The sequence below is a fragment of the Algibacter sp. AS12 genome, assembly GCF_046736315.1.
Classification (GTDB): Bacteria; Bacteroidota; Bacteroidia; order Flavobacteriales; family Flavobacteriaceae; genus Algibacter_B; species Algibacter_B amylolyticus.
The window spans coordinates 2,039,163-2,051,446 of record NZ_CP151841.1; the positions used below are offsets into that span (position 1 = coordinate 2,039,163).

Annotated in this window: 6 protein-coding genes; all 6 read left to right on the forward strand. The window is 34.8% G+C overall.

Translation table 11 applies throughout. The features are described from left to right. The 6 genes from queG to AAFN75_RS08390 all read left to right on the forward strand — a co-directional run bounded on the left by queG (position 1) and on the right by AAFN75_RS08390 (position 12,278). Positions 1-927, forward strand: a complete 927-nt coding sequence (queG, locus tag AAFN75_RS08365) for a tRNA epoxyqueuosine(34) reductase QueG (protein ID WP_411809125.1) — start codon at positions 1-3, stop codon at positions 925-927. A 53-nt stretch (positions 928-980) separates the two neighbouring features. Continuing rightward, positions 981-3,275, forward strand: a complete 2,295-nt coding sequence (locus AAFN75_RS08370; RefSeq protein ID WP_411809126.1) for an NADP-dependent malic enzyme — start codon at positions 981-983, stop codon at positions 3,273-3,275. A 132-nt stretch (positions 3,276-3,407) separates the two neighbouring features. After that, positions 3,408-3,989 (forward strand): Holliday junction branch migration protein RuvA, encoded by a 582-nt coding sequence (ruvA, locus tag AAFN75_RS08375; protein WP_411809127.1) that lies wholly within the window; start codon positions 3,408-3,410, stop codon positions 3,987-3,989. Between the two features lie 6 nt (positions 3,990-3,995). After that, positions 3,996-11,279: a cell surface protein SprA gene (sprA, locus tag AAFN75_RS08380; RefSeq protein WP_411809128.1), complete on the forward strand. Its 7,284-nt coding sequence runs from the start codon at positions 3,996-3,998 to the stop codon at positions 11,277-11,279. A 245-nt stretch (positions 11,280-11,524) separates the two neighbouring features. Next, the gene (gene gcvH, locus AAFN75_RS08385) at positions 11,525-11,905 is read left to right on the forward strand and encodes a glycine cleavage system protein GcvH (protein ID WP_411809129.1); all 381 of its coding nucleotides are present in this window, start codon (positions 11,525-11,527) and stop codon (positions 11,903-11,905) included. Then, positions 11,898-12,278, forward strand: coding sequence for a VanZ family protein (locus AAFN75_RS08390; RefSeq protein WP_183822287.1), 381 nt, complete (start codon positions 11,898-11,900; stop codon positions 12,276-12,278). Before gcvH ends, AAFN75_RS08390 begins: the two co-directional genes overlap by 8 nt. Positions 12,279-12,284: the final 6 nt, after the last annotated feature.

The window sequence follows — 12,284 nt, forward strand, 5'->3', positions numbered from 1 at the left end:
GTGATTGATAATAAATCTAAATACACGCAACTTATAAAATCTGAAGCTAAACGTCTTGGGTTTTTGTCTTGCGGTATTAGTAAAGCAGGGTTTTTAGAGGCAGAGGCTCCTAGGTTAGAAAAGTGGTTAAATAACAACATGAATGGGCAAATGCAATACATGGAAAACCATTTTGATAAACGCTTAGACCCAACAAAATTGGTTGAAGATTCTAAAAGTGTAGTGTCTTTGTTATTAAATTATTACCCCTCTGAAAATCAATCGGAAAAGGCATTTAAAATATCAAAATACGCATACGGTACCGATTATCATTTTGTTATAAAAGATAAGTTGAAATCGTTATTACATTTTATTCAAGATGAAATAGGAGATATTCATGGTCGTGCTTTTGTAGATTCTGCACCAGTTTTAGACAAAGCTTGGGCTGCAAAATCTGGGTTGGGATGGATAGGGAAACATAGTAATTTACTATCGCAACAAGTAGGCTCATTTTATTTTATAGCAGAATTAATTATTGATCTGGATTTAGAATATGATTCGGTTACCACAGACCATTGTGGAACCTGCACAGCCTGTATTGATGCTTGTCCTACAGAGGCCATAACAGAACCTTACGTGGTAGATGGTGGTAAGTGTATCTCATATTTTACTATAGAATTAAGAGAAAACATACCAACGGAATTTAAAGGAAAAATGGACGATTGGATGTTTGGTTGTGATGTGTGCCAAGATGTATGCCCATGGAACCGATTTTCAAAATCCCACAGCGAACCCTTGTTCAATCCGCATCCCGAATTATTATCCATGACAAAAAAAGATTGGGAAGAGATTACTGAAGACACTTTCAAAAAAGTATTCAAAAATTCTCCTGTTAAACGCACTAAATTTTCAGGACTAAAAAGAAACATCAATTTCCTGAAAGATTAGTAATTTCCATATTAGGATTATTATCTTTGTTCGTTTAGTTAATTAACCATATTATGAGCGAAGAAAGCAAACGTAGAGAAGCCCTTATATACCACGCAAAACCAACTCCTGGTAAAATTGCAGTGGTGCCAACCAAAAAATACGCAAGTCAAAGAGATCTATCTTTAGCGTATTCACCTGGTGTTGCAGAACCTTGTTTAGAAATTGAAAAAGATAAAGAAAATGCATACCGCTATACATCTAAAGGGAATTTAGTTGCCGTAATTTCTAACGGTACTGCCGTTTTAGGTTTAGGGAACATTGGTGCTTTGGCAGGGAAACCTGTTATGGAGGGAAAAGGATTGCTTTTCAAAATTTTTGCGGATATTGATGTGTTTGATATTGAAGTTGATACTGAAAATGTAGAAGAATTCATTCAAACCGTAAAAAATATTGCGCCAACTTTTGGTGGTATTAATCTTGAAGATATTAAAGCGCCGGAAGCTTTCGAAATTGAAAGACGTTTAAAGGAAGAGCTGGATATTCCGGTAATGCATGACGACCAACATGGTACTGCAATTATTTCGGCCGCAGCCTTATTAAATGCTGTAGAATTATCAGAGAAAAAAATTGAAGATGTAAAAATAGTAATTAGTGGTGCCGGTGCTGCAGCTATTTCATGTTCTCGCTTATACCAAGCTTTTGGTGCAAAGGGAGAAAATATGGTAATGCTGGATAGTAAAGGTGTTATTAGAAAAGATAGAGGGGACTTATCTTCGCAAAAAGCCGAATTCGCCACCGATAGAAAAATAGATACACTAGATGAAGCTATGAAAGATGCCGATGTTTTTATCGGACTTTCTATGGCAGATATTGTTACTCCAGAGATGTTACTAAGCATGGCTAAAAACCCTATCGTTTTTGCTATGGCTAATCCAAATCCTGAAATTAAATACGATTTAGCAATTGCTACTCGTAAGGATATTATAATGGCAACAGGAAGAAGTGATCATCCTAATCAAGTAAATAATGTTTTAGGTTTCCCGTTTATTTTTAGAGGAGCCCTAGATGTTCGCGCTACTGGTATTAACGAAGCCATGAAAATGGCAGCAGTAAAAGCTCTTGTTAAGTTAGCTAAAGAGCCTGTGCCAGAGCAAGTAAATATTGCCTATGGTGAAACGCGATTAACTTTCGGTAAAAATTATATTATTCCAAAACCGTTCGATCCGCGTTTAATTGCCGAAATCCCACCAGCGGTTGCAAAAGCAGCTATGGATAGTGGTATTGCAAAATACCCAATTACCGATTGGGCAAAATATGAAGATACTTTAAGAGAACGTTTAGGTTCCGATAATAAGTTAATTAGATTATTATTAAATCGTGCGAAACTAAACCCTAAGCGTGTTGTTTTTGCCGAAGCAGACCAATTAGATGTTTTAAAAGCAGCACAAATAGTGCATGAAGATGGTGTTGCAATGCCAATTCTTTTAGGCAGAAAGGAAACTATTGAAGCCTTAATGAAAGAAATTGAATTTGACGCAGATATTCCTATTATAGATCCTAAAACAGAAGAAGAAAACGAACGTAAAAATAAATATGCTAAAGTTTATTGGGAGCAACGTAAACGCAGAGGTGTAACCTACTATTCGGCGCAACGATTAATGCGTGAGCGTAATTATTTTGCAGCTATGATGGTTAATGAAGGGGATGCAGATGCTGTTGTTTCCGGGTATTCTCGTAATTACCCAACGGTTCTTAAACCTATGTTAGAGCTTATTGGTCTTATGCCAGGAGTGAGTAGAGCGGCAACTACCAATTTAATGATGACAAAAAGAGGGCCTTTATTTTTAAGTGATACCTCAATTAATATAGATCCAGATGCTAAGACATTAGCTAAAATTACTCAAATGACCGATAGAGTAATTAAAATGTTTGGCTTAAATCCAGTATTAGCTATGGTATCTTATTCTAACTTTGGGTCGTCCATTAGTGAAAAAGCATCCAAAGTAAGAGAGGCTGTTTCTATGTTGCATAGAAATTATCCAGAGATGATTGTAGATGGTGAATTACAGGCAGATTTTGCCTTAAACGATGAGATGCTTCAGGAACGTTTTCCATTTTCAAAATTGGCTGGTAAAAAAGTAAATGCACTTATTTTTCCAAATCTAGATTCAGCAAATATTACTTATAAGTTACTTAAAGAATTGTACGAAGCAGATTCAATAGGTCCAATTATGATGGGTATGCGCAAGCCCGTACATATCCTTCAATTAGGAGCAAGTGTTGATGAAATTGTAAATATGGCTGCCATTGCAGTTATTGATGCTCAGAACAAGGAAAAATGGGAAAAAGAAAACCCGGGGTTGTAGGACTAATAAGTAATTACATTTAAAGCTAAATAGAAAATCAGCTAATTTATTGCTGGAATGTCGATTAGTAAATAGTATATAAATTAAATGTTAATAATTTTATTACATTTGGGGGTTAACGATTAACATTTTATGATAACACATATTCAAGGAAAGCTTACCGAAAAAAATCCAACACATGTTGTTGTTGATTGTAATGGCGTAGGGTATATGCTAAACATATCATTGCACACTTATTCTCAACTTCCAGATGGCGAGCTTTTAAAATTATATACACATTTACAGGTTAAAGAGGACTCTCATACATTATATGGGTTTTCTTCTATTGGTGAACGCGAGATTTTTAGATTACTAATTTCTGTAAGTGGTATTGGTTCTAGTATTGCCCGTACTATGTTATCATCATTAACTCCAAAACAAGTTCGAGAAGGTATAGCTAGTGGAGATGTAGCATTAATTCAATCTGTAAAAGGTATTGGAGCTAAAACCGCGCAACGTGTTATTTTAGATTTAAAAGATAAAATATTAAAGATTTACGATATTGACGATGTTTCTATGCCTCAAGGCAATACCAACAAAGATGAAGCGTTATCTGCTTTAGAAGTGCTTGGTTTTGTTAAAAAACAAGCAGAACGTGTTGTGGATAAAATTATGATAGGACACCCAGATGCCGATGTAGAAACTATTATAAAGCAGGCCTTAAAAAATTTATAATATATTTTGAACCAAACTAACTATAAACTTACTAAACAAACATTCCTATTAGCATTTCTGCTTTGTTATTCTTTTGTTGCTTGGTCTCAGCAACCAGCACAAGACTCTGTACAAACTGGATTTAGTTTAGGGAAAATAAAAGTACCTAATCCTAATAGTGTGGAGTCTAAATATTCTTACGATCCCATAACGGATAGGTATATTTATACCGAAAAAATAGGTAGTTTTAATATTAACTATCCGGTTATACTTACGCCAAAAGAGTACTACGCGTTAGTTGCCAAAGAAAATTTACGAAGCTACTACAAAGAGAAAATTGACGCTTTTGAAGGTAAAAAGGAAGGTTCAGAAGAAACTCAGAAAAACTTACTTCCCGAATTCTATGTAAAATCAGATTTTTTCACCAGTATTTTTGGAAGTGACGTTATCGAAGTTATTCCTCAAGGATCGGTAGAAATGGATTTAGGTGTTCTTTTTTCAAAACAAGATAATCCATCGTTTTCACCACGAAATAGAAGTAATTTTACTTTCGATTTCGACCAGCGTATCAGTTTAAGTTTATTAGGTAAAGTCGGTACAAGGCTTCAGGTTAATGCTAATTACGACACACAATCTACATTTGATTTTCAGCAACTTATAAAATTAGAATATACACCAACTGAAGATGATATTCTTCAAAAAATTGAAGTTGGTAATGTAAGTATGCCTTTAAATAGCTCTTTAATTACAGGAGCACAAAGTTTATTTGGTGTAAAGGCACAATTACAATTCGGAAAAACAACCGTAACAGGTGTGTTTTCCGAACAAAAATCGCAAGCCAATACCGTGGTAGCTCAAGGTGGAGGGACGCTAGAAGATTTTGAGTTTTTTATTAGAGAATACGATGAAAACAGGCACTTCTTCCTAGCACAATACTTTAGAGATACATACGATACGGCTTTGGCAAACTACCCTTTTGTAAACAATAAAGGTTTACAAATTACAAGATTGGAAGTTTGGGTGACTAATAGAAGTAACAGAACAGAAAATGTTAGAAATATTGTAGCGCTTCAAGATATTGGAGAGAGCGATAAAACCTATTCTACATCGGTACCTATATCTGCTGCTCCAGGGGCTTTTCCAGATAATGGTAATAATGGATTTAATCCATTAACAATTACAACTGGTGGTTCAGTTTTAACCCAACAAATACGAGATATATCCACAGCAGATCAAGGTTTTGGGACTTTAAATAATGAAGTTGATGAAGGAGCTGATTATGCTAAACTTGAAAATGCAAGAAAATTAATTAGCGGTCAAGAATATACATTAAATACAGAGCTAGGTTACATTTCATTAAGTCAAAGACTTAGTAATGATGAGGTTTTAGCGGTGGCATATCAATACACCGTTGGTGGTAAGGTATATCAAGTTGGTGAGTTTGCTAACGATGGTTTGGAGGCCACAGAAGTTGAAACCAACGCCAATAACGAGGTGACTTCGGTAGTAAATACTGCCCTTGTTTTAAAAATGTTAAAGAGTAGTATTACCAATGTGAAGCAGCCTATTTGGGATTTAATGATGAAAAATATCTATGATACGGGTGCTTACAACTTGAGTCAAGATGACTTTACATTAAACATTTTTTATAACGAAGCTTCTCCGCTTAACTTTATTACGCCTGTTGGTGCTAGTTTCGAATTGGATATTAACGGAAACTCTGTGACTTCAAATACACCAAGTGACGATCTTATTGAAAACTCACCATTACTAAGGGTTTTTAATTTAGATAAATTAAACTTTAATAACGATCCGCAATCTCGAGGCGATGGTTTTTTCGATTTTGTATCGGGCATTACCGTTATTCCACAAAACGGAAAAATTGTGTTTACAAGTGCTGAGCCTTTTGGAGAGTATTTATATAATGTATTAGGTGGTGGTAACAATTACGACGACGAGGATAACGCACTCTTCAATGAAGATCAGAAAAAGTACGTTTACGATGTGCTTTATAAAAGCACAAAAACAGCCGCTTTAGAGGAGGCTGAAAAAAATAAATTCAAATTAAAAGGACGCTATAAATCTTCTGGAGGAGGCGATGGTATTCCTATAGGAGCATTTAATGTTCCAAGAGGATCTGTGCGTGTAACTGCTGGTGGGCGTGTATTGGTTGAAGGTATCGACTATACCGTAAATTATCAACTAGGTAGGGTTCAAATTTTAGATGCATCTTTAGAAGCATCAAATACACCAATTCAAGTATCAACCGAAAATAATGCCGTATTCGGGCAACAAACTAAACGTTTTACCGGAATAAATGTAGAACATAAATTCAACGAAAATTTTCTTTTAGGAGCTACATTATTAAACCTAAACGAACGACCAATAACACAGAAAGCCAATTACGGTTCAGAATCAATAAACAACACCATTTTTGGTTTAAATGGAAACTTTTCTACCAAAGTACCTTTTTTAACTCGTTTGGCTAATAAATTACCAAATATCGATACCGATGTGGAGTCTAACTTATCCCTTCGTGGCGAGTTTGCATATTTAGCTCCGGGAGCACCAAAAGGAACAGATTTAGAAGGCGAAGCCACATCGTATATCGACGATTTTGAGGGTTCGCAAAACAGCATCGATTTAACCTCGCAACAATCTTGGTTTTTATCTAGTAGACCGCTAGATATTGATGGCGATGGCGACGACAGTGAGCTTGAAGATCAAGCAGGTATTCAGAATGGTTATAACAGAGCCTTGTTAAACTGGTATACTATCGATCCTATATTTTATAGCTCGCAAAGACCAGATGAAATTTCAGATGAAGATGTATCTAGCTTATATACAAGTCGTGTATTTATAAATGAATTATTCCCTAATCAAGACTTAGTTCAAGGGCAAAACTCAGTAATTTATACTTTAGATTTAGCTTACTATCCAGAAGAGCGTGGACCTTATAACTTCCAGACCACCAATATTAATAATGAAGAGCTTACTACTCCTCAAGATTCATGGGCAGGTATTACAAGGCAATTAACCTCTACCGATTTTGAGCAACAAAATGTAGAATATATCGATTTCTGGTTACAAGATCCGTTTCAAGATAACCCATCAAATCCGGGAGGTAAATTAGTATTTAACCTAGGTAATATTTCAGAAGATATTATTAAGGATGGAAAAAAACTATATGAAAACGGCTTACCAAAAGATGGCGATATTAGTTTGTTAAACGAAACATCTTGGGGTACTGTTGTTCCTCAAAACCAATCGTTACTTTATACCTTTGATAGTACCGGCGATGAACGAACTAATCAAGATGTTGGATACGATGGTTATGATGATGCGGATGAGATAGCAAAATTTGGATCGCAATTTGGAGATGATCCTGCAAAGGATAATTACTCGTATTTTTTAAATACTAGTGGAGATATTTTTGAGCGTTATAAAAGGTATAATGGTGTAGAAGGTAATACGCCTGATACGTTTTCAGATACCGATAGAGCAGCCAATACACAACCAGATGTAGAGGATATAAATCGTGATAACACCATGAACACGATTGATAGTTATTACGAATATGAATTAGATCTTAATAGAACTAATTTACCTCAGAGTCAAGCCGATTTCGATAATATTCCTAATGGAAATCCTTTAAAGGAATTTTTAAGAGATTTTAAAGATCAACCACGTACGCTTGCCAATGGCGAATCTGTTAACGTAAGATGGTATCAATTTAGAATTCCTGTAGAAGGTAGTCATGTTAAGGCTATAGGTGGAATAAGTGATTTACGTTCGGTAAGGTTTGCTAGAATTTACCTTAAAGAATTTCAACAAGCAACGGTATTTCGTTTTGGTACTTTAGATTTGGTTAGAAGTGATTGGAGACGTTACACACAGGCTTTAGATTTAAATGATGCAACGCCAGAGGATGAGCAAACAGATTTTTCTGTAAGTGTTATTGGAACTATAGAAAATGAAGGAAGTTACCAACGCCCTCCAGGAATTGAGCCAGAAGAGCTGTATAATAACAACACAGTGGTTAGCCAAAACGAGCAATCTTTAGTAGTTAAGGTTTGTAATTTAGAAGCAGAAGATTCTAAAGCGGTATACAAAAATATTAATCTGGATATGCGTCAATATAAACGTATGCGTATGTTTATGCATGCTGAAGATGGCGAATCTGGAATAGGAGATTTATCAGACAACGAATTAGTTGGGTTTATACGAATGGGTAATGATTTAACCGAAAATTATTATCAAATAGAAGTACCTCTAGAAGTATCCTCATCTACAACTAGAGATGGTTTATGGCCAACAAACAACGAAATTAATTTACCAATAGATATTTTAGGGAAAGTTAAAGCGGAATCTTTTGTAGATGCTACACCAACAAATGGTGAGGCTAGATTTTACGATGTTATTGATAATGAAATTTCTAGAGTTGCCGAAGGTGGTACGTATATGGGATATGTTCCTGGTCAACATCGCGTGGCTATTAAAGGTAATCCTAACTTTGGAGATATTAGAACACTTATGGTCGGTGTTAAAAATGCAACATCAAGTGATGATGTTTGTGCTGAGGTTTGGTTTAATGAGTTACGTTTATCCGATTTAGATAACGAAGGTGGTTGGGCGGCCGTAGTAAGTATGGATACTAATATTGCCGATTTTGCGAGTATAAGTGCCACAGGTAGTCAAAGTACATCTGGTTTTGGTTCGTTAGAACAAGGTCCGAGTCAGCGTAGTTTAGAAGATGTTAAACAATACGACGTAGTTACCAATGTTAATGTTGGTCAGTTATTACCAAAAAAATGGGGTATTCAAGTGCCTTTTAACTACTCGCAAAGCGAAGAATTAATTACACCAAAATACGATCAGTTTTATGAAGATATCACTTTAGAGTCTCGAATAGATGCTGCTGATAGCGAACAAGAAAAAGAAACTATAAGGCAACAATCTGAAGATTATACAAAACGTCAAAGTATTAACTTTATTGGAGTAAGAAAAACGAGAACTACAGATAAGAAACCGCGTTTTTACGATGTAGAAAATGTTACGCTAAACTATTCTTATAACAAAGTACAACACCGAGATTTCGAAATTGAAAATGCAGTTAGTAAAACTTTACGTGTAGGTGCTAATTATGCACATAACTTTAATCCTATTACTATAGAGCCTTTCAAGAAAAACGATTCGCTTTTTACTGGTAAATACTGGAAAATATTAAAGGAGTTTAATTTTAATTTATTACCAACAAGCTTTACTATTAATACGGATATTAATAGACAGTTTAATCGTCAAAAGTTTAGAGAAATAGATTTAACTGCGGATAGTGGTAATATTGGTATTGAAGAATTATTTAGAAGAAATTATACCTTCGATTTTCAATACGCTATTAATTACAATTTAACCAAATCGTTACAATTCAATTTTACTGCGGCTAATAATAATATTGTTAGAAATTATTTTAAAGACAATGATTTAATTGCAGGTGAACAGGACGATGAATTAGATGTTTGGGATGGGTTAATGGATATTGGAGACCCTAACAGACAAACACAAAATTTAGGGGTTACTTACCAACTACCACTTAATAAATTACCAATGTTTAGCTTTATTGATGCCACGTATCAATATACAGGAAGTTTTCAATGGCAAAAAGGCTCAGATTTATATGGTAGTTTAGAGGTTGATGGTGTGACTTACGATTTAGGAAACACGGTACAAAACTCGAACGTTCAAAATATCAACACCTCGTTGGATATGAATCGTTTTTACAAGTATATAGGTTTGGTTAAAAAACCAATTAGACGTGTAAGAACTAGAACAACTCCAGGCGGAGCACCTCCGGGAGGCGATGCTAAAGACACTAAAAAGAAGACGTCTAGAGTTAAAAACCAAAGCATGACCAAATTGTTAAATGCTGGTGTAGATATTTTAACAAGTGTAAAAAGAATTCAAGTTAACTACTCCGAGAATAATGGTATGTATTTACCAGGATATTTAAACACTCCAGGATTTGTAGGGACGTTAAAACCAACAGTTGGTTTTACATTTGGTAGCCAAAGCGATGTTAGGTATTTAGCTGCAAGACGTGGTTGGCTAACAACCTTCGATGAGTTTAACCAACAATTTACATCTACAAACACAAAACAATTAGATATTTCGGCAAGTTTACAGCCTGTTAAAGATTTAAAAATTGATATTGTAGGGAATAGAGCGTATTACGAAAATTTTACAGAGAACTACAGAGTTGATAATGGTATATACAACCCATTAACACCAAATACCTTTGGTAATTTTAATATATCGACGGTTTTAATTAAAACAGCCTTTAGCCAAAGTGATGAATTACGATCGGATGCTTTTGATGATTTTAGAGCAAACAGATTAAAAGTAGCAGAACGACTAGCCGAAGAGTTTTATGGCACAACCACTTATGATAGAGATCCAGAAACTAACTTTCCTTTAGGTTTTGGTAAAAACAACCAGAAAGTATTGTTACCAGCCTTTTTAGCAGCTTATTCTGGTCAAGATGCTAATAAAGTACAAACAGGAGCTTTTAGAGATATTCCAATTCCTAACTGGGATTTAAAATATACGGGATTCATGAAGTTTGGTTGGTTTAAAAAGCGTTTTAAACGTTTTTCTTTAACGCATGGTTACCGTTCGGCTTACACTATAAATCAGTTTAGCACCAATTTAAATATAGATCCAAACGGGGTGGGTAATGAAGCGCCACCAACGCCAGGTATTGCTTATGCAGATCAATCGGATGCATCAAAAGATCAATCTGGTAATTTTAAAAACGAAAGACTGTTTAGTAATATTAACTTAACAGAATTGTTTAGTCCGTTGGTTAGAATTGATATGGAAATGAATAATTCGGTTAGGGTGCAAGCTGAAATTAAAAAAGATAGAATGTTGTCTTTAAGTTTTGATAACAACCTGTTAACCGAGGTACAAGGCAACGAGTACATTTTTGGTTTAGGGTATAGAATTAAAGATTTACGTATTAGATCGAAATTAGCAGGACCAAAAAAGCGTATTGTTAGCGATTTAAATATGAAGGCAGATATTTCGGTTAGAGATAATAAAACTATAATTAGATATTTAGATTTAGAAAATAACCAAATTACATCTGGTCAAACTATTTGGGGATTAAAATACTCGGCAGATTATGCTTTTAGTAAAAACCTAACAGGTATTTTCTATTTTGATTATACGTTTTCTGATTACGCTATTTCTACTGCATTCCCGCAAACTACTATTCGATCTGGGTTTACAGTACGTTATAACTTCGGGAATTAATTATAGATTGATATTTACTTGATAGTCTTTTTACTTAGTATTAGGTACTATATTTAAGGTTTTCCCCGCGTTAGGGATAGTAAAGGAAAGCCCACAGCCCGACGAAGGAGGTGCGAGGACTTGTATTGGATAGCCCGACCCTAGTGGTAACGCCCAAAAAATTAAGCTTGTTAATTACCGTTTTGAGGTTTGAAAAGTGATTGCGAATAAATACATTTGTTAAATAAATATATTAAAATTATAAAATGAATATTCCTGCTGAATTAAAATACACGAAAGACCACGAATGGGTTAAGTTAGATGGCGACGTTGCTACCATTGGAATTACCGATTTTGCACAAAGTGAATTAGGTGATATTGTTTATGTTGAGGTTGAAACTGTTGATGAAACTTTAGAAGCCGATGAGGTTTTTGGAACTGTTGAAGCGGTTAAAACGGTATCTGATTTATTTTTACCATTAACTGGTGAGATTACTGAGTTTAATGAAGGTTTAGAGGATGAACCAGAAGTGGTAAACTCGGATCCTTATGGAGCGGGTTGGATGATAAAATTAAAATGTTCGGATTTATCGCAAGCAGAAGGATTATTATCTGCCGATGATTATAAAGCCTTAATTGGTGCTTAAAAAAGCAACTTTTATTGTAGCCTTAGTATATGCCATTGCATTAGCAGTAGTAAGCTTAATTAATTTAGATGGTCGCCTTCCTGATTTAGAAATATCTTTTGGCGATAAAATATTTCATTTTTTAGCTTACAGTCTTTTTGCTGTATTATGGTATTTTGCCTTGTATTTTACCTTTAATTTTAAAAAAAGGAAAGCTTTAATTTATGCTTTTATTTTCGCTGTTTTATTTGGCATAGTTATTGAGATTTTACAAGGAACAATGACAGCTTCAAGAGCCTTAGATGTTTACGATGCCTTAGCTAATACTTTAGGAGCCTTAATTGCGGCAACCGTATTGTGGTTTAAAAACCAATTACATATTAAAAACTCTTAAAGGCTT

Coding starts and splice junctions, on each gene's coding strand:
- AAFN75_RS08370 (WP_411809126.1), top strand. CDS start 981: ATGAGCGAAGAAAGCAAACGTAGAGAAGCCCTTATATACCACGCAAAA.
- ruvA (WP_411809127.1), top strand. CDS start 3,408: ATGATAACACATATTCAAGGAAAGCTTACCGAAAAAAATCCAACACAT.
- gcvH (WP_411809129.1), top strand. CDS start 11,525: ATGAATATTCCTGCTGAATTAAAATACACGAAAGACCACGAATGGGTT.